This window comes from Agrobacterium sp. 22117 (genome assembly GCF_052045735.1).
GTDB classification, from domain to species: Bacteria; Pseudomonadota; Alphaproteobacteria; order Rhizobiales; family Rhizobiaceae; genus Agrobacterium; species Agrobacterium cavarae.
The window spans coordinates 1-19,517 of record NZ_JBQEPP010000006.1 but is presented as its reverse complement, the minus strand read 5'-3'; the positions used below and the strand labels follow the sequence as shown (position 1 = coordinate 19,517).

General features: G+C 54.9%; 23 protein-coding genes and 2 pseudogenes. 13 read left to right on the top strand and 12 right to left on the bottom strand.

Translation table 11 applies throughout. The features are described 5' to 3' along the window. Window positions 1-22: 22 nt before the first annotated feature. A complete protein-coding gene (locus ACTJKV_RS17345; RefSeq protein ID WP_111846500.1) occupies window positions 23-202 on the bottom strand; it encodes a DUF3606 domain-containing protein in 180 nt (59 codons plus the stop codon). A gap of 329 nt (window positions 203-531) precedes the next feature. Here ACTJKV_RS17345 and ACTJKV_RS17340 point away from each other — a divergent pair, with 329 nt between their 5' ends. After that, window positions 532-1,473: a nucleotidyltransferase and HEPN domain-containing protein gene (locus tag ACTJKV_RS17340; RefSeq protein ID WP_144623236.1), complete on the top strand. Its 942-nt coding sequence runs from the start codon at window positions 532-534 to the stop codon at window positions 1,471-1,473. A 35-nt stretch (window positions 1,474-1,508) separates the two neighbouring features. Here ACTJKV_RS17340 and ACTJKV_RS17335 read toward each other — a convergent pair whose 3' ends face one another. After that, window positions 1,509-2,660, bottom strand: a complete 1,152-nt coding sequence (locus ACTJKV_RS17335; protein ID WP_112520250.1) for an FAD-dependent oxidoreductase — start codon at window positions 2,658-2,660, stop codon at window positions 1,509-1,511. Window positions 2,661-2,763: 103 nt separating this feature from the next. Here ACTJKV_RS17335 and ACTJKV_RS17330 point away from each other — a divergent pair, with 103 nt between their 5' ends. Then, a complete protein-coding gene (locus ACTJKV_RS17330; protein WP_440599136.1) occupies window positions 2,764-3,348 on the top strand; it encodes a TetR/AcrR family transcriptional regulator in 585 nt (194 codons plus the stop codon). 339 nt (window positions 3,349-3,687) lie between these two features. Here the strand turns inward: ACTJKV_RS17330 and ACTJKV_RS17325 are convergent, their stop codons facing one another. Continuing rightward, window positions 3,688-4,671, bottom strand: coding sequence for a YiiG family protein (locus ACTJKV_RS17325; RefSeq protein ID WP_112520494.1), 984 nt, complete (start codon window positions 4,669-4,671; stop codon window positions 3,688-3,690). A gap of 454 nt (window positions 4,672-5,125) precedes the next feature. Here ACTJKV_RS17325 and ACTJKV_RS17320 point away from each other — a divergent pair, with 454 nt between their 5' ends. From ACTJKV_RS17320 to ACTJKV_RS17305, 4 genes are all read left to right on the top strand, one after another. After that, window positions 5,126-7,399 (top strand): cation:proton antiporter domain-containing protein, encoded by a 2,274-nt coding sequence (locus tag ACTJKV_RS17320; RefSeq protein ID WP_144623234.1) that lies wholly within the window; start codon window positions 5,126-5,128, stop codon window positions 7,397-7,399. A 310-nt stretch (window positions 7,400-7,709) separates the two neighbouring features. Then, window positions 7,710-8,021 carry a helix-turn-helix domain-containing protein gene (locus ACTJKV_RS17315; protein WP_438372030.1) on the top strand — a complete coding sequence of 104 codons (312 nt, stop codon included), beginning with the start codon at window positions 7,710-7,712 and terminating at the stop codon, window positions 8,019-8,021. Beyond that, window positions 8,018-9,277 (top strand): type II toxin-antitoxin system HipA family toxin, encoded by a 1,260-nt coding sequence (locus ACTJKV_RS17310; protein WP_144623233.1) that lies wholly within the window; start codon window positions 8,018-8,020, stop codon window positions 9,275-9,277. Before ACTJKV_RS17315 ends, ACTJKV_RS17310 begins: the two co-directional genes overlap by 4 nt. Continuing rightward, window positions 9,252-9,563 carry a hypothetical protein gene (locus tag ACTJKV_RS17305; protein WP_112520247.1) on the top strand — a complete coding sequence of 104 codons (312 nt, stop codon included), beginning with the start codon at window positions 9,252-9,254 and terminating at the stop codon, window positions 9,561-9,563. The genes ACTJKV_RS17310 and ACTJKV_RS17305 overlap by 26 nt, the downstream gene beginning before the upstream one ends. Before the next feature lie 14 nt (window positions 9,564-9,577). On the opposite strand, the gene ACTJKV_RS17300 is transcribed toward ACTJKV_RS17305, so the two are convergent. The 3 genes from ACTJKV_RS17300 to ACTJKV_RS17290 all read right to left on the bottom strand — a co-directional run bounded on the left by ACTJKV_RS17300 (window position 9,578) and on the right by ACTJKV_RS17290 (window position 11,135). Next, window positions 9,578-9,961, bottom strand: a complete 384-nt coding sequence (locus ACTJKV_RS17300) for a hypothetical protein (protein WP_186330314.1) — start codon at window positions 9,959-9,961, stop codon at window positions 9,578-9,580. After that, window positions 9,937-10,485: a DUF429 domain-containing protein gene (locus tag ACTJKV_RS17295; protein WP_440599330.1), complete on the bottom strand. Its 549-nt coding sequence runs from the start codon at window positions 10,483-10,485 to the stop codon at window positions 9,937-9,939. Before ACTJKV_RS17295 ends, ACTJKV_RS17300 begins: the two co-directional genes overlap by 25 nt. Before the next feature lie 260 nt (window positions 10,486-10,745). Further along, window positions 10,746-11,135, bottom strand: a complete 390-nt coding sequence (locus ACTJKV_RS17290) for a response regulator (protein WP_112520244.1) — start codon at window positions 11,133-11,135, stop codon at window positions 10,746-10,748. Between the two features lie 159 nt (window positions 11,136-11,294). On the opposite strand from ACTJKV_RS17290, the gene ACTJKV_RS17285 reads away from it, so the two are divergent. Next, window positions 11,295-11,549 carry a hypothetical protein gene (locus ACTJKV_RS17285; RefSeq protein ID WP_162693004.1) on the top strand — a complete coding sequence of 85 codons (255 nt, stop codon included), beginning with the start codon at window positions 11,295-11,297 and terminating at the stop codon, window positions 11,547-11,549. 210 nt (window positions 11,550-11,759) lie between these two features. Then, entirely contained in the window at window positions 11,760-12,065 is a 306-nt protein-coding gene (locus ACTJKV_RS17280; RefSeq protein WP_144623231.1) for a helix-turn-helix domain-containing protein, read from the top strand. Window positions 12,066-12,131: 66 nt separating this feature from the next. Here the strand turns inward: ACTJKV_RS17280 and ACTJKV_RS17275 are convergent, their stop codons facing one another. The 3 genes from ACTJKV_RS17275 to ACTJKV_RS17265 all read right to left on the bottom strand — a co-directional run bounded on the left by ACTJKV_RS17275 (window position 12,132) and on the right by ACTJKV_RS17265 (window position 13,571). Further along, window positions 12,132-12,629, bottom strand: coding sequence for an RES family NAD+ phosphorylase (locus tag ACTJKV_RS17275; RefSeq protein ID WP_112520241.1), 498 nt, complete (start codon window positions 12,627-12,629; stop codon window positions 12,132-12,134). A gap of 8 nt (window positions 12,630-12,637) precedes the next feature. Next, a complete protein-coding gene (locus ACTJKV_RS17270) occupies window positions 12,638-12,988 on the bottom strand; it encodes an MbcA/ParS/Xre antitoxin family protein (protein ID WP_112520240.1) in 351 nt (116 codons plus the stop codon). Between the two features lie 136 nt (window positions 12,989-13,124). After that, window positions 13,125-13,571, bottom strand: coding sequence for a hypothetical protein (locus ACTJKV_RS17265; protein ID WP_112520239.1), 447 nt, complete (start codon window positions 13,569-13,571; stop codon window positions 13,125-13,127). Between the two features lie 434 nt (window positions 13,572-14,005). Here ACTJKV_RS17265 and ACTJKV_RS17260 point away from each other — a divergent pair, with 434 nt between their 5' ends. The 3 genes and pseudogenes from ACTJKV_RS17260 to ACTJKV_RS17250 all read left to right on the top strand — a co-directional run bounded on the left by ACTJKV_RS17260 (window position 14,006) and on the right by ACTJKV_RS17250 (window position 15,627). Further along, window positions 14,006-14,746 carry a phosphoglycerate mutase family protein gene (locus tag ACTJKV_RS17260; RefSeq protein ID WP_112520238.1) on the top strand — a complete coding sequence of 247 codons (741 nt, stop codon included), beginning with the start codon at window positions 14,006-14,008 and terminating at the stop codon, window positions 14,744-14,746. A 247-nt stretch (window positions 14,747-14,993) separates the two neighbouring features. Next, a complete protein-coding gene (locus tag ACTJKV_RS17255; RefSeq protein WP_112520236.1) occupies window positions 14,994-15,227 on the top strand; it encodes an AbrB/MazE/SpoVT family DNA-binding domain-containing protein in 234 nt (77 codons plus the stop codon). Then, window positions 15,224-15,627 (top strand): annotated as a pseudogene (locus ACTJKV_RS17250) (type II toxin-antitoxin system VapC family toxin). The gene ACTJKV_RS17255 and the pseudogene ACTJKV_RS17250 overlap by 4 nt, the downstream one beginning before the upstream one ends. 145 nt (window positions 15,628-15,772) lie before the next feature. On the opposite strand, the gene ACTJKV_RS17245 reads toward ACTJKV_RS17250, so the two are convergent. After that, complete coding sequence (locus ACTJKV_RS17245; RefSeq protein WP_112520235.1) at window positions 15,773-17,020, bottom strand: MFS transporter; 1,248 nt, start codon at window positions 17,018-17,020, stop codon at window positions 15,773-15,775. 427 nt (window positions 17,021-17,447) lie between these two features. Between ACTJKV_RS17245 and ACTJKV_RS17240 the strand changes: the two genes are divergently transcribed. Together ACTJKV_RS17240 and ACTJKV_RS17235 are read left to right on the top strand one after the other, a co-directional pair. Next, on the top strand, window positions 17,448-17,699 hold the full coding sequence (locus ACTJKV_RS17240; protein ID WP_112520234.1) for a ribbon-helix-helix domain-containing protein: 252 nt from the start codon (window positions 17,448-17,450) through the stop codon (window positions 17,697-17,699). A gap of 2 nt (window positions 17,700-17,701) precedes the next feature. Next, window positions 17,702-18,061, top strand: coding sequence for a type II toxin-antitoxin system RelE/ParE family toxin (locus ACTJKV_RS17235; protein WP_112520233.1), 360 nt, complete (start codon window positions 17,702-17,704; stop codon window positions 18,059-18,061). Between the two features lie 160 nt (window positions 18,062-18,221). Here the strand turns inward: ACTJKV_RS17235 and ACTJKV_RS17230 are convergent. After that, a pseudogene (locus ACTJKV_RS17230) lies at window positions 18,222-18,643 on the bottom strand (type II toxin-antitoxin system VapC family toxin). Beyond that, window positions 18,640-18,906 carry a type II toxin-antitoxin system Phd/YefM family antitoxin gene (locus tag ACTJKV_RS17225; RefSeq protein WP_112520232.1) on the bottom strand — a complete coding sequence of 89 codons (267 nt, stop codon included), beginning with the start codon at window positions 18,904-18,906 and terminating at the stop codon, window positions 18,640-18,642. Before ACTJKV_RS17225 ends, ACTJKV_RS17230 begins: the two are co-directional and overlap by 4 nt. Between the last annotated feature and the right edge of the window lie 611 nt (window positions 18,907-19,517).

Sequence of the window (19,517 nt, the reverse complement as noted above, 5' to 3'; positions counted from 1 at the left end):
GTCGGATATGACTTGCGGCAAATCAGGCTTTGCGATCGAGTTCGTCTTCGACCTTGTCGCGGCTGTTGCCAACCGACTTGATCGCACTCTTCACATCGTCTTTCGAAACCCGCTCCTTGTTGGCCTCATAGCGGACTTCATGATCCTGTCCGCCAGCCACCCTTGCGCGATCCTGGTTACGGCCTCGTGTTGTCTGCGACATTGTTCTTCTCCTTGTGTTGAGGAAGACTAACCCAGCAGGATTCAGCTGGTTCCAGACAGCGAACGACGATGCAATCGTCTTCGTGTCAGTTCGTTTGGTTGAACGGCCTGGGCATAATCTCTCTTACAAGAGGCGAAGAAGCGAAGGGGAGATTGCAGCTGCGATAGGAGACATCAAGAACAAGCGTTGGTCCCAGCCACATCTGGACCTCCAAAAGTCGACTAGCACTTTTGCCATTTGATGAATGTTGCGAAGCGTATAAGGTTCATGGATACCACCAGCGCGATGACATCGCAGCGATAATTAGAAGCCAGTCAGACCCCGTTCCCATGATGAAATCCTCCCTCGATCATATCCCGCATAGAAAGCAGCGAGAGCTCGCGCGTGCGCTGGAGATCCTGCACGAGGAGTTCGAAGATGCGCTGAACGAAGGCACGGCCGACTTCAAGAAGCGCGGACGCATTCTCAAGATCATACTGTTCGGCTCCTATGCCCGCGGCACCTTTGTCGATGAGCCGCATACGATGAAGGGCTATCGCTCGGATTTCGATTTGCTGGTGATCGTCAACAATCGCAAACTGACCGACCATGCCACCTATTGGTATAAGGCCGCTGACCGGATCATCCGTGACAGCTTTATCGAAACGCCCACACAGTTCATCGTCCACTCACTGCGCGAGGTGAACACAGAGCTGAAGAAGGGCAACTTCTTCTTTTCGGATATTCGCAAGGACGGTATCGCTCTCTATGAACTGGATGACGAGCCTTTAGCCGAGCCGAGACTACTCACTGCGGAGGAGCGATTGAATGCGGCGCAGGACCACTTCGCTCAAAGATTTTCAGAGGCAAAAGTTGTTCTGGAAACGTCTCGGTTTCAATTGGAGCAATGGCGAAAACTTGGAGGCGCTTGGTCAAATTGGTCTGCCTTCAGTTTGCATCAGACGATTGAGCAAGCTTACGCGTGTGTCTTGTTGACCCTCACAAATTACGGTCCGCCCTCGCACAACGTGAAGTTCCTTCGATCGCTAGCTGAAGAGCAGGATCTTCGACTGGTGGACGCGTTTCCTAGGGATCACCATCGGCAGAGAGCTTGGTTTAACACAATCAACGAAGCCTATGTTAAGGCTCGATATTCCAAGCATTTCGAGATCAGCGAAGAGGCTCTGGTCTGGCTCGGTGAGCGGACGGCGCATCTCCTGGCGTTGGTGAAGGTCGTTTGCGACGAGCATATCCAGAAGCTGGAGCGGGATGTCTCGCGGGCCAAGACGTAACATCAGTTTTCGATCAGGATGCTGGCTCATAAGTTCTAATGGTCTAGGCCGGCGATCCGCCGAGCGATTGCATTTCTTGCCGATGATATACGACCGATCGTGCTCAAGATCCCGTTGCGGACCGTACAGCCGGCGGGGGATCGAAGCGTAGCAAGTCTTGTCATGCGATCGGTAAGCCGGACAACAGAACGTGCAACTTTTTGTCGGGCATCAGCCCAGCCCAGAAGCTGGCTGCGATCTCCGTTCATCGCGTGGAGGAGTGGATCGGCAAGCGAAACGGCATCCTGAATGCCGGTATTCATGCCCTGGCCGCCGGCCGGACTATGGACATGCGCGGCGTCGCCGCACAGGATGATATTGCCGGAAATGACATTCTCTGCCAGCCTGTGATGAACATGGAAACGTGAGCTCCAGATGACATCGTTGATGCGGCCAGATTCACTGGGTGGACCACGTTCATAGAGCAGTCTCTGAATGAACGACATGTCGGGTTGTTCTGGTGGTTTGCTGGCGGTCGCAACAATTCGATAACGGTCATGCGGCAAAGGCGCCACCACCATCAGTCCTTGCGGGGCAAAGAAAAGATCGACTTCGGAGCGGGCAAGCGGCCAATCCATGTTGACATCGGCAAGAACAAACTCTTGCCGATACGTGCCACCGACGAATGGTATCTCGGCTTCCTCTCTGACTTTGCTGTGAAGTCCATCGCATCCGACCACCCATGAAGCATGCATGTCGATGTTTCCGTCCGGACTTTTCAGATGTGCCGCGAACCGATCTCCTTCTTGGGCGATGCTCTCAAGTTCAGTGGTCCACTGTACCTCAACGCCGAGCTCTAGCAGACGGGTGCGCAGGATGGCTTCGGTTTGATCCTGTGGCAGCATAAGCGTGAAGGGATAGCGTCCTGGAAGTTCACCGAAGTCTACGTCGAGCAGCAATCGGTCACGATCACGAACACGAAACTTCGGTACGATAATGCCCTCCTCAAGCAATTTTGCGGTGACGCCAAGTTGTTCGAGGACCTGCAGGGTCCGCGCGTGGATAACGGCGGCGCGCGATGTGTTTGCGCCTTGAGTCTGCCGGTCGATGACGATTACCCGAGCACCTCGCTGCCTAACGGCAATTGCTAGAGAGAGGCCAGTTGGCCCAGCGCCGACAATCAGGATCGGAGAAACATTGGCTGACATGATGGCTACACCTCGCTAGAAAATGTAAACACATGTTTGCATGGAAGATCTTTGATGTAAACAAGTGTTTGCATAATTCGACCACTGATGGCAGGTTAGGCTGATGAGCCAGTCGAGCGACAAACCGAAAACCCTCCGTTCTCAACCCACGAGAGATCGCATTCTCGCAACAGCGCGCGAATGCTTTTCTCAGTCTGGTTTCGAGAAAACGACGATACGGACCGTTGCGACCGGCGCTGGCGTGGCACCTGCAATGGTCATCCGCTACTATGGCAACAAAGAGGGCCTGTTCGCAGCGGCTGCCAGGATCGACCTGCAGTTGCCCGGCCTGGATGGTGTTCCGTTAGAGGGGGTGGGGGAGGTGCTGGTCCGGCATTTTCTGGATCGGTGGGAAGGCGTGCGCAGCGACGGGCAGTTGCAAGCGCTCCTGCGTGCAGCGATCAGCCACACGGGCGCACGGGAAGAGTTGAGGCAGATTTTCGAAAAGCAATTATGCGCTGCAATCGGTCGGTCCGGCGTCGATCAGGCGAGTACGAGAGCAGCACTCGTTGCATCACAGATGCTTGGTCTGGCGCTCGGGCGACATATATTGAAGCTCGAGCCACTTGCCACGATGTCGCCAGGCACGATCACCTCGCTCTTTGCGCCGACCATTCAGCACTATCTCTCGTTTGAGATCCCCGGGTAGCCCACCAACGCGAAGCATTGCGGTGAAAAGAACAGTTGTAAAGGAGGAGACCTCTGCAAGGCACACGCGGCTGGGCGGGCTGAATCAATATTGCAGACCACCGCATCGCATGATCGCAGGCGCCCGCTTATCGATAGATCTGGAGCAACTGGGAATGATCCTTGGCGGGTTCGCACGGATATCGAGGCCGTGGAAGCATTTTGGGATCAGGCTCTCATCCCAATTTACAAGATCATGACCTGGTCTGCATTCGACGCTGGAACAACATGGAATGCAGACTTAAGGGAAATCAGCCATCGGATCAGCGAGTGATCCGCGACACTATTGATCGTCTCCGGCTTAGCACTGATTCATGTTCAGTCGGCTGATCATATTGTTGTAGTCCTGCAGCAGCGAGTTGGCATCCTGCTGCTCCCGCGATTGCATCATCTGGAACTGGGAGCGTTGCTGCTTGTCCTTTTCGTAGGAGCCGTCTTCTGTCCTGCTGACGATCTGCCTTCCGGTCGAGAGGTAAGCGTTGGCTTTGGACATGATGGCCGAGCAACCCTCGTTGCTTTGCTCCCTGATTTTATTGTCATAACCGGTTGCCATAGTATTGAACTGGTCAAGCGAGGCCTTAAAGGCTTCTTTTTTGTCGCCAAGCCCTGTTCCGCTCAAGAAGCCGGAGGCGAGATCCATGCTGTCCTTGATGTGATAGACCATTCCGATCCGGAAATAGGCGAGCGTGTCTTTTTCCGTCTTGTCGAAGGCGGATTTGATGCGGGCGCGGTCCTTCGCCTCTATGGCATTGTTGTAGCTTGCCTGGGCCGTGGCCAGTTCTTCCATAGCGGCGATATAAGCAGGCTGTGTATCGCGGCCATGCGCGCCCTTGTCACTCAGATAGGTTTTGGCCTCAATGTAGTTGGCCATGTCGCGGTCAAGCGGGACCGCTTTCGCCAATGCGTCGGAATAAGCTTTCGCTGGCCCGTCGAGTTCGGCCATGTCAGGCTTCATCGCGCGTGCCTTGTCCAGGTTTTCCTTAATCCGGCCCATAGGCGACGAAGACGGGAAGAGAAGGTTGTCCTCCTTCTTCTTGCCGTCAAGCACGGGCTTTACGGTAGTTTGGTACGTTGCCAGATCCTCAGCGTAAGAGCGCTGAACCGAATTGGCGACCTCTACATACGCATTGTACTTTTGGATCTCTGCTTGCTCGCTTGCGGTTTGCTCCTCGTTCGCCTGGCCTGATTGGCTCGACGTGCTGTCATCGCAGGCCGAGAGCAGGATCAGGGATGCGGCAAGGGCTAGCGAGCGGATCAGGGGTTTGGAAAGTCGATGTGATGTCATTTCGGTCCTCATTTGCATTCTGAGAAGATCGTCAGTTTCGGCGCCAGCTCGTAGTCGATGTGCCGCCTGGCATTAGAATCTTGCTCAGGTCAAAGCGCCTGTTCAGTATCGTGGTGTAGAGGCGCTGTAACGGGTTGCTTTTGAACCGATCGCTTTTTCAAGACAAGTCTAATGAAGCCTTTCGCTCTTTTCGAGGACGGCGGGACCTCTTGCTGATGAAGGAGAAGGGACGGATCGGGTTTAGCTGGAGGACCCAGATTGCCGGGCCAGTTGGCAGCTGCGTCCGGCTTAAGGTTTTCTGTCGAGCTGACGCGAGCGTCGGAGATGATTTTGTTGCGAGTTGGATCAGCGGGTTGAAACTAACGGTTCTGGTGGCACCGTCTCCAATTCTCTCGGTGGAACATTCAAATATCTCGCCCGTTTTATCGCCAGAAATGCGCGGGGCTTCCATCGAATGAAAATCAAGGTGAATTCTGGCCGGCTTAGCCTTTGGGCCTTGCCGATAGTTGGCACGTTCGTGACGTGTGGCGCGGCCTTTGCCGCCGATGGAAAGTCACCCGGTCCCTCAGAGGCCTTGTTCCTGATCCAGATCATTGTTCTTGTGGTCGTCGGCAGATTGCTGGGTGAGGCTATGGTGCGCATTGGGCAGCCGTCGATCATGGGCCAGATCATCGGCGGGATCTTGCTGGGTCCTTCGGTATTCGGTCTTGTGTTTCCGGAAGCGCAATCGACGTTATTCCCGAACGGCGAGGCGCAAAAGGCAATGGCAGACGCCGTTGCCCAACTCGGTATTTTGTTCTTGCTCCTGCTTGCAGGTATGGAAACGGACCTCGGTCTGGCGTTGCGGCTGCGTCGTGCGGCAGCTGGAGTTTCCCTCTCCGGGATCGTGGTGCCGTTTGCACTCGGTTTTGCGTTGGGGGAGGTTATCCCTGCAGGTCTGTTGCCCGATCCCGACGCGCGATTGGTCACATCGCTCTTTCTTGGAACCGCGCTGTCGATTTCTTCGGTGAAGATTGTCGCGTCCGTCGTTCGCGAGATGGACTTCATGCGCCGTAACGTCGGTCAGTTGATTGTCGCCTCAGCGATCATCGATGATACGATCGGCTGGGTTATCATCGCTGTGACGTTCAGCCTGGCGACGAGTGGCACTGTGGATGTCGCAATTCTAGGAAAAAGCGTCATCGGCACGATCGCGTTCATGGCCTTCAGTTTCACGATCGGGCGGCGCATCGTTTTTGAGATCATTCGTTGGGTCAACGATACCTTCAAGAGTGATCTGCCCGTGTTAAGCGCAATTATCGCCATCATGGGTGGCATGGCGATCATCACCAATTTGATCGGTGTTCACACTGTCTTGGGCGCGTTTGTCGCGGGCATTCTCGTCGGTCAGTCCCCGATCTTGACACGCCAGATCGAAGGACAGTTGCGCGCCTTGACGACTGCGCTGTTCATGCCTGTCTTCTTCGGCCTGACGGGGCTCCATACTGATCTTGGCCTTTTGGCTGACCCGTCCATATTGCTTCTGGCTGTAGGACTGATCCTGATCGCCAGTCTTGGAAAATTCGGTGGTGCGTTTGTCGGTGCTAAAATGGGTGGATTTTCCAATCCAGAGGCTATCGCGCTTGGGTGCGGAATGAATGCCCGAGGATCAACTGAAGTTATTGTCGCTTCCATAGGGCTATCGGTCGGCGTGCTCGACGAGCGTCTGTTTTCCGTGATCGTTGCTATGGCAGTCGTGACAACGATGGCTATGCCACCCACTTTGCGGTGGGCATTGGCGCGGTTGCCGATGCGGGAAGATGAGGAGGATCGCCTGCGGCTTGAATCCTTCGAGGAAAAGAGCTTCCTGTCCAATTTCGAGCGTATCCTGCTTGCGGTCGACCATTCAGCCAGCAGCGATCTTGCTGCCCGCATCGCTGGACATTTCGCTGCCGTGCGCAAGATGCCAATTACCGTTCTGGATGTCGTGGACGAACCCGGCGATGACCGAGCTGACGATTTGGCGGGACGTATGCCGGACAGTCGCGCGAAAGAGGTCAGCGAGCGCGTGCAGAGCACTGCCGATGCGACCCTGCAAATAGACGACGTCAAGCAAGCTTCGGCCGATGGCGAGGTCCACGTCACGATCCGACAAAAGGACGGGGAACTGGACGACATCCTCTCCGAGACTGCGGACAAAGGCCATGACATGATGTTCGTCGGCGTTGAGCCAAGCACGGCCGAGGGCGGTGGGTACGGTGGTCGGCACACAGCGATGGTGGACGCATTCAGTGGGACGACGGCGATCGTTTCGGCTCGAGGACATCTTCCAGAAGCGGATAGTCAGTTGCGTATACTTGTACCTGTCAGCGGGACAGAGCGTTCGCTGAACGCAGCAGAGTTTGCATTTGTCATCGCAAAGGCTACCGGCGGATCGATCGCTGCAGTGTATTTCAAGGATCCTGCACAGGCAGCGTCTCTGTCGAGAGTGAGCGACACGAGTGGTGTCCAGCAATCGGCGTTCGAGCAACTTGACCAAATTGCAGAGTTCTACGGTCTGCCGTTGGAGAAGGTCACATCGCAGCAGGGATCACCGGAACTGGCCATACTCAAGCATGCTCGAAGAGGCCGCTTCAATCTGATTATTTTGGGCGTCAACAGGCGGGCAGGCGCTGATCTTTCCTATGGCACCGTCGCCGACACGCTTCTGGAAACCGCCGACCGCTCGGTTGTCTTCATCGAAATATGATGGTTCTGCCGTTACCTTGTATCGACAAAAGGCCGATCTCGAAGTCATCGCCTTTGTGGAATTTGACGTCGAGCGCCGGTTCAGTGGCTTCGCCGTTCCGGCACAAAACTCGACATACCGGCCGATTGTCCGCCCGTTTCGGGGCATTTTATTGTTGTAGTGTGGGCGCTAGTGAACCCGTTTCTTTGAAAGGGACATTGGGGTGAACGATGCCCTTGCCTTTTCCCGTGCCGTCCATACGCTCTGGTAACTCGCTAACTTGTCTTTCACATAAATGCTATTATACTAGCATTAATAGCAGATATTGGCGTTGGGTGATAATATGTTAGCATTTAAGATGATTTCCCCTGCGGACGTTGTCGAGGGGATGGCGGAGAGAATGAAGCGTCGTCGCATTGAGCATGGGTTGACGCAGCGTGAACTGGCTTCGAGATCGAATGTGTCTTATGGATCGCTGAGACTGTTTGAAGAAACCGGAAAAATTTCACTCGAGAGCGTCGTGAAAATCGCGTTTGCCCTTGAGGCGGAAGCGGAATTCGAACGCTTGTTTCCAGGTCGACCGCCGCAGGATATCAACGACGTTATTGATCGTCCTCTCAAACAGCGTGTGCGCAAGAAATGAAGTTCAAGCCGATCCAGCAGCTTAAGGTTCATCTCGATATCGAAGGTAATGAGAAGAAGGTCGGTACTCTGGCCTGGAGTGGCAGGGAACGCAGGGCTTACTTCGAGTACGCTGCGGAGTTTCTGGCAGCACCGCTTTTGGTCTCACCATTCCATATGATGGCAGCCATCGGGTTGATTGCGGCGCCTAGGGATCCGTTCGACGGGCTCCACGGGCTATTCAACGACAGCCTGCCTGACGGGTGGGGTCGTCTTTTGCTAGACCGCCGTCTCCAGCGAGCGGGCATTGACTATACAAGGCTCACGCCAGTTGAGCGTCTGTCGGCCGTAGGACGATCGGGCATGGGCGCGCTCTCATACGTTCCGGAACTGCCAGATGATGAGAAACAACAGGCAGAGAATGATCTGGACTGGTTTGCTGATCAGGTTGAACTGGTACAAACGCAGATGGACATTGCCGACATAGATCGTTTGCAGGGCGCACAAGGTGGATCCGCAGGTGCGCGTCCAAAGATTATGATCGGCTTCAACAAGGCGGAAAACACCTGTGTTCTTGACTATGGCCAACCGTTGGCTGCGGGGTTCGAAAGATGGATGGTCAAGGCACCAAGTTCCGATGATCCGCCCGAGATCGGCGCTGAAGAAAGGGCCTATGCGCTGATGGCGGTAGCTGCAGGACTGACAATGGCTGACACGCGGTTGTTGGAGACCCGGAAAGGCAGGCGGCTTTTTGCGACGCAACGTTTTGACAGGACATCTGCCGGCAGGCTTCACATGCACACGGCAAGCGGCCTGTTGAATGCCAGCCATCGCGAGGCCAGCGTGGACTATCAGCAACTTCACAAGCTGACCCATCTTGTGACCCGCGATGCTGCCGAAGTTCTCAAGATGTTTCGCAATATGGTCTTCAATGTTTACGCGAAAAATCGCGACGACCATGCCAAAAATCATGCATTTCTTATGGATGGGAAAGGCCGGTGGTCTTTGGCACCTGCATACGATCTTACGTTCTCGTCTGGGCCGGGCGGTGAGCATAGCGCTGCAGTAGCCGGAGAGGGTAGAGCTCCCGGCATGAAACACCTCTTAGCGGTCTCCAGAGGGGCTTCGATCTCCGATCATGATGCCAGGCAAGTTATAGAGCAGGTAAGAGACGCTGTAGATCGGTGGCCGCAGTTTGCCGAAGAAGTTCAACTATCCAGATCCCGCACCGCTGAACTGGACAAATTCCTGAATGGCGATCGGCTGGCTGACCGATGATTTGGTCTTGCCTGGCGGCGCTCATCGATACGGCACAATCATGCTGGAAACACGTGCTAGGATCGAAATGGCTGCAGCCATCCCGAAACTCGCCAGCAGGATAATTGTCTTATTCGTTGCGTGTTCGATCGCGATGGGTAATCGTTCTCAGCGCGACCAGGCCGGCGATGGTGCTGCCTATATGGCGCCGTTGCTTTCGATGTTGAAACGTCTCTGTCTACCATTGCCCGTTGATTTTGGATGGATTGTAAGCTCGCTACAGCACGCGCCCCAAGCGCCGACATGATTGGATCGCGAAACTCACTCAGAGGTTTCAACAGGATTCCCAAACAGATCAAGCGGTGGAGGTTCAGGCGAACTCTTTTGCGCGGACAGGCGGCCGCCAAATGAACGCGGGCTATCTGCTCGTCCAGCCCACAGCGCGAACTCGACCTTTTCTCCGGCCTTTATGTCGCGGTCTGCGATGAAATACCCACGGTGGTCAGGAGCGGTGTCGTGTCCGGCTTTTTCATTTTCGAACAAGCAAACCTCTCCCGGCCTCGGCTTGTAAGCCATTCGAGCGTCCTCACTTTGAATTTGGTCTGTAGATGAATGGTCGGGCGTCTTTGTCGTATTGATGTGGGATTTAGCACCGTTGGCACCAAGATCGATCGGTACGGCTAGGTTCCAGCTGTAGGCACCCATATGGCCGAAGTATCGTCGCCATACGCTGTAGCGCTTCCGTCCAGAAAACATGTGCCGACCCAGGCACATACGACTGCATCCAGGCAATCCTCGTAAGCTTTCAGTTCATGGCCTCGCGAGGACGGGTCGGGCAGGGGCAAAGCGGATGCCACGCCCTCTATGCGACAGTCCAGCAAGCTGACGATGCCTGCCCAGACGCTTAGGAGCTTGTGCCGACGATCTATAAGGCTCGCCCCCGGCCAGTATTTACGGGATTTCGCGTGCTTGTAAGGGAGCCTGCGGTTTGCCTTTGCCAGTTCGATCAGAGCCGGATGCGGATAGACTTCGATGAGAGCAGGAAAAGATGCTCCGGATGTCAGGAGCGGATAGCCTGCTCGTGCAAAACCCAAGGTCAGGTCGTCACTGAGCTTTCCGGGCCGGGTTTGGCTTGGCGTATGCGTACCAGCATGCCTCGATCCATAGAGTGAAGAAATCGCGTTGTCGGAAACGCGCCGTCCAGTAATGGGGTCAGTCGACAAAGGCATGTCGATAGCGACAACACCGACAGGGGTTGCGAGGAGTTCAGCCGTCTTCGAAAGGAGAGCATGTGGATCAGGCTTCGAACCGCGATGTCTACCAACTTCAAAATCCTGATCAGCAAGGAACGCTTGGTAGGACGCCGCAACCCGGACAAGTCGCCAATCAACGCCGTCACGTTCAACCAGAGCTACGCCACTTGGTTCTGTGAATGTCCATGCTGCATCAATGCCGAGAACTGCTGTCATAGAGCGTCGCTATCGCATGTTCAGACTGCTCGCGCCATCTCAGCTGCCTCGGTTGCGACGCCCTGGGCGTTATCTAGGAAGCTTAGGAGCTGATCCAGGCTGTAAGGCTTTGGCATGAAAACCCAGCCCGTCCTCATATCGTCGCTGACATCACGACCTGAAACGACAATGACCTGCGTTCGAGGAGACACGTTCGCTACCATACCAGCAAGATCAAGGCCGGTCAGATGCCCTGGCATATCGACGTCAGTGACCAGCGCGTCAAAGGAGGGATTACGTCCAACCACCGCGACAGCTTCGAGAACGTTCGCGGCCTCGGCGACAGCATACCCGTCGTCCTGGAGTGCCTCAGCCAATATCAGTCTGATCAGAAGATCGTCTTCTACGACGAGCACGGTACGCGGGGACATGTGTGGCTCCAATGGCTATCGGTGACTCAACTTGTCCACGCCCGTTTCGATCATCCCTGCTAACTAGTATTTGCGAACATATTTAATTAAATCTGAATGACCGGGCGTGCAGTTGAAAGCTCGTGGGTCCGCCATCACATGAACGTAAAGAGAACATTCATGGGACCCGTCATGACGACGTCTGGTGAAAAGCAGCTGTCGAAGACCGCAATCCGGACCTTGTCGGCGATAAACCAGTATCGCTACCAGCGGCGTTCTGGTCGTGTTTGGCTGGTTGGCGACAACCGTATATCGACTTCCACGGTTGCCAATCTTGAACAAGAAGCGTTCGTCAGAGAGGTCGCCTCGAACGGGGTTCCTCGCCTCATCCTTACCGACGAAGGCAAACGCCTTATTGCCGGTGGCGGTGAGTAACGGCTCAGGTGTTTTATCACCAAATGGGCACTCTACACCCGCCGCGGCCGTCTGCGCTGTTAAGGAGCCTCCGAGGTCTGGTGCGCTAGGCGCCTGCCGCAGTGCGGTCCACCGGGTGATCGATGCGTACTCTGTTGGGGGCTCTCACTTTAAAGGATACGCGAACGTATCAATATTAACTCCAAAGATATGTTTGGAGATCATGTGCCAATGAAGTCGGAAACCCTGGTTGAAATAGGCGGTCTTCTAAGGGCGGCGCGAAAAGGGCTGGGTCTAACGCAGGAGCAGGTCGCCGAGATGGCGGGCATATCGCGACCACGCTACCGCGAGATTGAGACCGGGAGTAGCGCTGCCCGCGCGACCACGTTGGTGAATATCGCGCGTGCGCTTGGTCTCGAACTGATGTTCATTCCGCAGTCGATGGTGCCGGCTGTCAATGCGCTGCTTCAGCCGCATGATAGCGACGAGGATCTGCCTGCGTTCGTTCCGAGTTCCGATGGTGATGCTGATGCCTGACGTGGATCTCGATCCAAGGCTCTATCTCGTCGCTTAGGGTGTTGCGGAAGGACCTGAAGGTTGATGCTATCTCGATGATCGGCGCTCGTCGTCAATCACTGACAGACGGTTTGGGAGCGACGTTCCCCATGTCCACAGTACAATATTGAGGTCAGTGTCGGTCGTGCCAGGAGCAAAACTCCTGACGACCAGGCCGTGAAAACCGGCGTTTTTTAGATCTCGAGCAAGCTGCTGCGTTAGCGCTTCACCGCGCAGGTTCATCTCGTCTCGCCAGGTCGTGTTACTCAGCGCTTGAGGAGTTATCCGGTGTTTTTCTAGGAGGTTCAGGTCTCGCGTATCGAACAACGTCTCGAAATCTGCGTCATAGGATACGAGCGTGGTTGGTTGCAGACTTCCCGCCTGATTTGCTTCTCTAAGCGCCGTCATGATGGTCAGTGACGTGTAAAGTGCAGGCATACCCTTTGGATTGAACCTGCCGCCATAAAGTTCGACACCCCGTCCAGAAAGCGGCTCACGGGCGTAGAGCGGATTGAGCGCTCGGTAGAGCTTGCCTTTGTAGTGCATTGGCACGGTCAGGCATGGATGCCTGCATCGATAGCATCGATATAGTCGAGCACTTCATCAGCCCTGCCGTTTCGCACGAGTTGCATTGCGGTGTGGCCGGAAAAGCCTGAAAGGGGTTCTGAGCGATACCAGGCATAGGCGATCAGCGCAGATCCGAACCGAGGCTCGACCTTATTGACGACCTCGACCATTTCACGCAGGCGCCTCTGGGTCTTGTCGGATCTGATCCGGTCTTTGCGCTGGACGGCGTCTCTGCCTAGTCCCGCACTACGCGCGATGTCCTCGCTTGTGGTGTGAAGAACGTCGGCGATCTTGTTGGGCGCAAACAAGCCATCATCAGCATATTGTGTCAGAGCCATACCAAAATCCCACGTATTTCCCGCTATTTATGACGCAATATAGCGTCAATTAATGCGGCATTCAACCCATGGCGAAAGCGTATGGATCGTTCAGCAGACCTTCAGATGGCAGCCTATCGGATCGATGTCATGCTCGTCAATGAGGGATAATTGGCTTGTTCTCGAAGCGAATTCTAAAGTTTCGGCGCTGGAAGTCCTCCCGAAAACAGACGAAGACAAGTTCGAGATCATGGGATGCGTCGTGTCGTCCTAGAAGACTGAACGAGGCGATGATGACACCGTTGTATCCACGGGTGATGCGAAACGCCGCGTTGCGCATGACGATCGCATCAGGATCTGCAACGTCCCCACGACGTTCATAGATGACCCAGAAGCGCGCGGCTTTCCAGGTCACTTCCAGTTGCTCTTTGACTTTGGCAAGGAACTCTTCGGCGCTCATGGAGGGCCCCCACGGCAGCGGCGTCTCGCCGGTATCGTCCGCGACACTGAAATAGCCATCATACTCAACGCCAGAATTCAGCAATTGCTCGATCCTGGAGAATGCTTTGTCTTCAGAAATTGTCGTCTTGAACAGGATCGCCATACTGGGCCGTCTCATAGATATCGGTCTATTGCGGGTAGAACATCCTTACGATGAATGCCAGTTCTTTGCGCATCAACTGAAAGAGCGGAATTTACCGAACACTGAAGGTAGACCCGCTTGATGAGGGGATTGTTGGACTTTTACCGAAGACGAGAGGGCGTCAAAACATCATTTGGTCGGACTTAGATAACGTCAGCCGCGTTGATTGAGTTCTTTAGGAGAAAGCTAGTCTTTCTGGACCGCCAGGAATTTCGTGATCGGCGGCCAATTTACATCCGGACGATCATAGCAATTTGCTGACGCTTACGCGGTTTTGCGGTCTCGCTGTTTGGGGTCATATGATAATGGAGGGTCCTGAAGGCCGCCACTACGTCGATCTGTCGACACAGGTTCATATGAGAGGTGGCATCCAAACCCTTGAAGCAGGATAGCTTATGCGCATCTTTCTTGTCCGTCACGGCGAATCCCTGGGTAATCTGGACGAGCGGGCTTACAGTCAGTTTGGCGATCACAATGTCCCGTTGACGCAGTGGGGATATCGCCAGGCCAGTGAAGCTGGATCTGTGATCGCAGTTTATCTTGCAGGACTGACCGAACCGGGGTCAAAGCCGTTGCGCATATGGTACTCACCTTTCTTGCGCACGCGGCAAAGCAAGGACGCTCTCCTTGACGCCTTGCCTGCCGAGAGCGTCGGCAAGGTCCGCGAGGATTATCTCTTGCGGGAACAGGATTTCGGGCTCTTTACGGAAATCTATGACCATGCTGAGCGCAAGCAGAAATTTCCCGACGAATTCGAAAAATGGGCGAGACTACGCAGCAACAGCGGCAAGTTCTATGCCCGGCCGCCCGATGGCGAAAGCCGTGCAGATGTGGCGCAGCGGATGCGGCTGTTTCTGCAAACAATTATGCACGAGGCGCGAAACGGCCACGATAACGTGGTGATTGTCGGCCACGGTGTTACCAATCGCGCCTTCGAGATGAGTTTCTTTCAGCATCCGGTTGACTGGTTTGAACGATCCGTCAATCCCGGTAATTCCGACGTCACGCTGATCGAGGGGACGCGCGAAACTGGGTACACCTCCAGGCTTCTCCATCAGGCAAGTGATCGTCAGCCTGGCCAGAACGATCTGCGAGAGGTGTATGGTGCGCAAGTAACGGTTAGGCCAGGACCTTAGTCGTAAAAGAGCTTCGTTGACCGCTTTTGATCGCAGATCAGCACGTCGAAGACAGACCCATGAATTCTGAAGCGGGGAAAATGTAGCTGGAGAGAAGTCCGGTCCGTCACCCTTCGGCCGGTCTGAAATGGTATGTTACTTTGATGATCTGGTGCCTGGGCCTTAACGGCCGTTTTCGACACGGACAAGTTGAAAAAGAGGCACGAAAGTAATACCATCTTTTGCGTCGGTATTACAGGGATTTGACATGGCAACAACTGTAACGGCCAAAGGGCAGGTCACCATTCCAAAAGCCGTACGCGAGCTTTTAGGCATTTCACCAGGAAGCTCGGTCGATTTTGTTCGAGCCCCCGATGGAAGGATAGTTCTTGTCAGGGCTGACAAGAAACAGCCGCTCACGCGTTTCGCCAAGCTGCGCGGCCATGCTGGTGAAGGTCTGGGTACCGACGCCATCCTGGCTCTGACCCGTGGTGACGAGTGACGCTTGTCGATACAAATGTCCTGCTTGATCTTGTGACGGACGACCCGGTTTGGGCCGACTGGTCAATTGAGCAGCTCGAACTGGCAAGCGTTTGAGGTCCGCGGTGCATCAATGATGTTGTGTACGCGGAACTATCTGTTCGATATGAGCGGATAGAAGCGCTTGATGCTTTTGTTGATCAGGCGGGGTTGAAGCTCACCCCTTTCCCTCGCGCGGCGTTATTCCTGGCAGGTAAGGCTTTTACCAGATATCGCCGCGGTGGCGGGACTCGTAACGGTGTTTTGCCTGAGTTTTTCATCGGGGCCCACGCAGCGATACAAGACCTTCCCTGCTGACGCGACATGTGGATCGTTACCAATCATATTTTCCGACTGTCACCCTGACCTCGCCTGAAGCCTAGGAATGCGCCAGTCTCGGCATTTGTAATTCCTCAGCTTCGCAAGGAAGAGACCTCTTGGCCGGAACTGCGACGCGTGCGGTGGGAGCTGATCCAGCCGCACTGGTCTGTGATCAAGCCGCCGTCGGAATATCTCAGTTGCCCCCGATCATTGCAATCTACCTTTTTCCGGCGCCTCGAGACTATCGATCTTCCGAAGCTTAGGGAAACGCGCCGCCCAGATGGCCGCGACCATAAGCGTGCCGATCCCACCGATGACGACGGAGTGCACCGCGCCGAAAACGGATGCCATGCTGCCCGCGCGGAATTCGCCCAGTTCGTTGGAAGCCCCGACGAAGACCATGTTGACGGCGTTGACACGGCCACGCACCTCATCCGGCGTCCAGAGCGCGATCAGCGTTTCACGAACATAGACCGACACCATGTCTGCTGCGCCCATGACCACCAGCGCGGTAATTGACGCCCATGGCGTAGCCGAGAGCCCGAAGATCACCGTCGCGGCACCGAAGAGGGCGACGCCTGCAAACATCATTACGCCGGCATGGTGGCGGATCGGATGGAAGGCCAGAAAGATCGCGACGATGACCGCACCAATGCCTGGTGCCGCGCGCAAGAGGCCAAGCCCCCACGGTCCAAGCGTCAGCACCTCCTTGGCAAAGATCGGCATCAGCGCGACCGCACCACCCAGAAGAACGGCGAAAAGATCGAGAGAGATCGCGCCCAGCACCACCTTTTCATGAGAGATGAACCGGAAGCCTGCGAGCATGCTTTCCAGCGTCACCGCGCGTGGTGTTGTCCGCTGCTCCGGCTTCCTGATCATGAAGGCAAGCATAGCCGAGAGCGCAAAGAGTGTGAGCGCGACTGAATAGGATACAACCGGGCTTGCGCCATAGAGCAGGCCACCGGCAACCGGGCCGAGAATGGACGCTAGTTGCCATGACGACGAGTTCCAAGCGATCGCATTAGGCAGATCGCTTTCCGGCACCAGATTCGGCGCAAGCGACTGCACAGCCGGACCCATAAACGCCCGCTCTATCCCGAACAGGATGAGAATGAGGAAGACTAGCGACGGCGTAAAGGCATGCGCCAGGGTCAGTCCCAGCAGCGCTGCCGCGCAGGCACAGGCAACGAGTAGGCAAAGCGACATGATCATGCGGCGATTATGACGGTCTGCGACCGTTCCGGTCACCAGAATGAGAAGCAGCGATGGCAGGAACTGAAAAAGCCCAATCAGGCCCAGATAGAAGGCGTTGCCCGTGACCTCATACATCTGCCAGCCGACCGATACGCTGACGATCTGCACTGCAAAGGCGGAGAGGAAGCGGGCGGAGAAAAATTGCCGGTAGGCGGGATGGCGAAATGCGCCGAAGCGGTTTTCGCTGGCAATTAGGGACATTGAGCTAATCTCTTACAACGTGGGTACGGCTTGGATGGACCATGATGTCATATACTACGTGATGACAATGCGCTTTAGCGGCTGGAGATATTCGCGAGCAAGGTGAAACCCTTTTTCGAGTTTCGGCGACACGCTTCGCTTGATCTCTATTGCCCAAGGCTTTTGGTCTGGAGGGGTGAGCAGAAAGATCGATCTCGGGACCGGCCGTAGCCGCCGTTGGCGCAAGGCTACAACGGGAGTATTTGACCTCAAGAATGGGGTCGGACATAGCACTAGGGCGACGACCACTAAGTTGCGGACGATGTGGAAGCAGCTGTCGTCCGGCAGAGATCTTCAGGATGGGCGAAAGGACGGAGAAAGGGCGTGATGAATATTGACAATATATGCTACGCTTCCGATAGTCTCAGGAGAACGAAAGGACAGTCTGATGCCATCCGGTAGCATTCACGTAAAGGTCAACGGGGCTTTGCAAGACCATATACAGCGGCAAATCGGCGACGAGGGGCTGTATGAGAACGCCAGCGAATACATCCGTGCTCTGATCCGACGAGACCTTCACACGCGAGACGAAGCGTGGGAGGCTCTTCAAAAGGAACTGGCTCCCGCCATGCGCGCGGATGATAGCGAGTTCGTGGCAGTGACCGCCGATGATGTAATCCGCCGCAACAAACGCAGCTGATCATGCCCGTGTACCGTTTTTACGCCCCTGCGGACGCAGCGCAGGATAAAATTTGGCGTGACACAGTGGAGCAATGGGGCGAAGCGCAAGCCGAGTCCTACCTGAGAGGGTTGCACGCGCACTTGCATCGTCTCTGCGACAATCGTCTTCTCTGGCGGCGTCTTCCGCAAAGGCTTGCTGTGCCATCCGACATAAAGCGTGAGGCCTATTTCAGTCGTTACGAGCGTCACTATCTGTTCTTCCGGACGCTGGATAACGGCGATCTCGGCGTTATGAGCATCCTGCACGAGAAAATGGATATGGCGGTTCGTTTGAGAGAAGATCTCTCCGCCCTCGATGCAAAAGGCAGCGATTCCGACTGAGTCAGCCAGAGGTTAAGCCTCGGCAGCAATTCATTATTTAATCTCGCCGACGCTTGGCCTCCCAGATCGAGGGTGTTTTTTACGAAATTGGCCCTTAGATGCCAAATGCAGAGGGTGCAGCGTTCCGACTAATTGGAACTCTCCAACGAACAGGACCTGATCAAGTCTTCCACGGATCGATGATATTGATTCCGGGGCCTTCGAAATCTTTGGTATTTCGCGTCGCAAGCGACAACTGATGAGCGACGGCAGTGGCTGCAATCATTCCGTCCATCGAGGCGAGCCCCCGACCGCTTCGCTTGGCGAGCGCCATGAGATCGCCCCAGGCCCGGGCGACAAATCCTCCACCGGAATGATCCTGTTTTCGAAGCGTTGGGGCAGATCATCGGTCAGCCATTTGTCGAGTGCTTCTTGCTTTCTGCCCTTTTCCATCAAAGCGATACTGCGGCAAATTTCAGCGATAGACACGATGCTGATGAACGTACGGTCTTCGTCTAGCTCGTGAAGCCATGTCAAGACATCTTCATTTGGGCTTGGTTTCGTTACTTCCGACAGAACATTTGTATCGAGAAGCAGCATCACAGCGCCGGGTCACGTGGTTCGTCATGCTGTCGTTCAAGATCCAGATCCGCGCCGCGCATAGGCGATTCCAACAGAAATTCTGCCAGTGATCCACTACGTCCGGTTTTCCTCTGCCACTCTTCTGCGGAAACGACGACCACACTTGGCTTTCCGTTGCGAGTAATCGTCTGAGGTGCCGATCGAGCGCGTTCCATAACTTCCGAAAGCTTTGCTTTCGCACCTGCGACTGTCCAGTTCATTTCACCGTGTGTTGGTACCTTCATAACTTCGACTTTAACCGTAATGACTATAGTGACTATAATAGGTGAACAGTCTTACTGCGAGCGCGTGGTACTGAAAGTTGACCTCAGCTATCCAGCGCTCGAGAAATCGCTGTTGAAGCATTGGGCTGCCGGCGTTTTTCTCCAGGACCTGGGAGTAACAAGCCCAGGGCAGCAGTTTGCATTGCCGTCGCTGATTAGGCCGCGGCCCTGAGATCGAAATTTGCATGGATCACGTCAACGATCTCGACGATCGCACCGTCTGGCAAAGCAGTTTGGAACGCTCGATAAGTACCGTCGCAATCATGTTGTCATTTACGCCATCGGTTCGGTTTGTTGTCAACGGCGGCAAAGGTGGCGAGAGAGGCTTTATGGTATATTGTACCTATATATACTAAATTAATACATATAATATCTATTTTATACTATGTAATCGGAATAATTTACTCTAAAGAAGGTTGTTGCGCGTGATTTTCGAGCGACGCGAGTTCACCAGTGGTAGGGATTGGCCACTTAAAGCGTAGATTTGCTGAGTTGGAAAAATATAAATTGATTTAAGCTGTCTTGGGGAAGGGATTTAGCGTGATTAGTTGGGGTGCATTTTTTGCGAGGAC

Excerpts from the sequence above, each read along its gene's own strand:
- ACTJKV_RS17260 (WP_112520238.1), top strand. The coding sequence starts at position 14,006 with ATGCGCATCTTTCTTGTCCGTCACGGCGAATCCCTGGGTAATCTGGAC.
- ACTJKV_RS17320 (WP_144623234.1), top strand. The coding sequence starts at position 5,126 with ATGAAAATCAAGGTGAATTCTGGCCGGCTTAGCCTTTGGGCCTTGCCG.
- ACTJKV_RS17310 (WP_144623233.1), top strand. The coding sequence starts at position 8,018 with ATGAAGTTCAAGCCGATCCAGCAGCTTAAGGTTCATCTCGATATCGAA.
- ACTJKV_RS17330 (WP_440599136.1), top strand. The coding sequence starts at position 2,764 with ATGAGCCAGTCGAGCGACAAACCGAAAACCCTCCGTTCTCAACCCACG.
- ACTJKV_RS17345 (WP_111846500.1), bottom strand. The coding sequence starts at position 202 with ATGTCGCAGACAACACGAGGCCGTAACCAGGATCGCGCAAGGGTGGCT.
- ACTJKV_RS17255 (WP_112520236.1), top strand. The coding sequence starts at position 14,994 with ATGGCAACAACTGTAACGGCCAAAGGGCAGGTCACCATTCCAAAAGCC.
- ACTJKV_RS17275 (WP_112520241.1), bottom strand. The coding sequence starts at position 12,629 with ATGCACTACAAAGGCAAGCTCTACCGAGCGCTCAATCCGCTCTACGCC.
- ACTJKV_RS17270 (WP_112520240.1), bottom strand. The coding sequence starts at position 12,988 with ATGGCTCTGACACAATATGCTGATGATGGCTTGTTTGCGCCCAACAAG.
- ACTJKV_RS17265 (WP_112520239.1), bottom strand. The coding sequence starts at position 13,571 with ATGGCGATCCTGTTCAAGACGACAATTTCTGAAGACAAAGCATTCTCC.
- ACTJKV_RS17290 (WP_112520244.1), bottom strand. The coding sequence starts at position 11,135 with ATGTCCCCGCGTACCGTGCTCGTCGTAGAAGACGATCTTCTGATCAGA.
- ACTJKV_RS17235 (WP_112520233.1), top strand. The coding sequence starts at position 17,702 with ATGCCCGTGTACCGTTTTTACGCCCCTGCGGACGCAGCGCAGGATAAA.
- ACTJKV_RS17225 (WP_112520232.1), bottom strand. The coding sequence starts at position 18,906 with ATGAAGGTACCAACACACGGTGAAATGAACTGGACAGTCGCAGGTGCG.
- ACTJKV_RS17300 (WP_186330314.1), bottom strand. The coding sequence starts at position 9,961 with ATGGGTGCCTACAGCTGGAACCTAGCCGTACCGATCGATCTTGGTGCC.
- ACTJKV_RS17340 (WP_144623236.1), top strand. The coding sequence starts at position 532 with ATGATGAAATCCTCCCTCGATCATATCCCGCATAGAAAGCAGCGAGAG.
- ACTJKV_RS17295 (WP_440599330.1), bottom strand. The coding sequence starts at position 10,485 with ATGCCTTTGTCGACTGACCCCATTACTGGACGGCGCGTTTCCGACAAC.
- ACTJKV_RS17335 (WP_112520250.1), bottom strand. The coding sequence starts at position 2,660 with ATGTCAGCCAATGTTTCTCCGATCCTGATTGTCGGCGCTGGGCCAACT.
- ACTJKV_RS17245 (WP_112520235.1), bottom strand. The coding sequence starts at position 17,020 with ATGTCCCTAATTGCCAGCGAAAACCGCTTCGGCGCATTTCGCCATCCC.
- ACTJKV_RS17280 (WP_144623231.1), top strand. The coding sequence starts at position 11,760 with ATGAAGTCGGAAACCCTGGTTGAAATAGGCGGTCTTCTAAGGGCGGCG.
- ACTJKV_RS17325 (WP_112520494.1), bottom strand. The coding sequence starts at position 4,671 with ATGACATCACATCGACTTTCCAAACCCCTGATCCGCTCGCTAGCCCTT.
- ACTJKV_RS17285 (WP_162693004.1), top strand. The coding sequence starts at position 11,295 with ATGGGACCCGTCATGACGACGTCTGGTGAAAAGCAGCTGTCGAAGACC.
- ACTJKV_RS17305 (WP_112520247.1), top strand. The coding sequence starts at position 9,252 with ATGGCGATCGGCTGGCTGACCGATGATTTGGTCTTGCCTGGCGGCGCT.
- ACTJKV_RS17240 (WP_112520234.1), top strand. The coding sequence starts at position 17,448 with ATGCCATCCGGTAGCATTCACGTAAAGGTCAACGGGGCTTTGCAAGAC.